The sequence below is a fragment of the Micromonospora sp. DT44 genome, from assembly GCF_049841635.1.
GTDB lineage: Bacteria > Actinomycetota > Actinomycetes > Mycobacteriales > Micromonosporaceae > Micromonospora.
Genome location: NZ_JBNCKS010000220.1, coordinates 1 through 227, shown reverse-complemented (window position 1 = coordinate 227; position 227 = coordinate 1). Strand labels below are relative to the sequence as shown.

The 227-nt window shown below is 71.8% G+C and carries 1 protein-coding gene; it reads right to left on the bottom strand.

Annotated features, from left to right (window positions below; translation table 11 throughout):
- Positions 1-227 (bottom strand): transposase (locus ACLQ25_RS32935; protein WP_425734627.1); only part of this gene is annotated, 227 nt, incomplete at both ends.

Below are 227 nucleotides of genomic sequence, written 5' to 3'. Positions count from 1 at the left end.
CCTTCGGCGCGTTTGCGGTCGTAGTAGGCCCTGCTGACGGGGTCGGCGAGGGCTGCGAACGCGGCGAGGAAGAACGCGCGTTTGAGGTTCTTGGTGCCGCCTCGGGGTGGGTGTTCGCCGCGGATGCTGGTGCCGGATCGTGTGGTGACGGGGGCGAGGCCGGCGTAGGCGGCGAGGTGCCCGGGGGTGGCGAACGCGGTGCCGTCGCCGACTTCGAGCAGGATCCG